Origin of the sequence: Weissella sp. DD23 (assembly GCF_001579105.1) — a bacterium.
Taxonomy (GTDB): domain Bacteria; phylum Bacillota; class Bacilli; order Lactobacillales; family Lactobacillaceae; genus Weissella; species Weissella cibaria.
On record NZ_KQ970391.1, the window covers coordinates 294,442 to 294,970 of the forward strand.

Genomic DNA, 529 nt, shown 5'->3' on the forward strand with positions numbered 1-529 from the left:
CCTGACGATTATGGCTCTCAGGTCGCCCAAATGGTTTTGTACATTCGTGAAAACGGTGAGTATAATGCAACGTTATTTGAGTCGTTAAAAGAGTTATTGATGGTTACTGATAGTTACACCATCTTCGAGCTGAACGTCGCCGGTTTATTGGCGTATGGCTTGACGCCCGAAGAGTTTATGATTGTGTACCAACGCTTTGCCCGTTCCATCACGATGTTTAATACGTTCTTGCCAATTGACGTCTGGGGAATTGCCATGCAGATGCACGTGCAAGCCATTAAGAAGTTTTTGATTGATCCAAAGAATCGTAATCGTGAAAATACACGGTTTATTTTAGAAGCGATTATTAATCAACCAGCCACGGATGATACGGTTGAATTGAAAATTTTACGTCGGTTAGCAATGTTTGTACGCGATGATGAGATGTTGGAAAATCCAGCGTTGGACGACTTGGTTAAAGCGTTTTTAGACGCAGCTGAACGCGAACAGACCAGTGTAATTGGTATTGCACCAAGTGATTTAAACTTGC

At 42.2% G+C, this 529-nt stretch carries 1 pseudogene; it reads left to right on the forward strand.

Features of this window, described 5'->3' with window-relative positions:
* A pseudogene (locus tag WEIDD23_RS13455) lies at window positions 1–529 on the forward strand (XRE family transcriptional regulator); the annotation flags it as partial.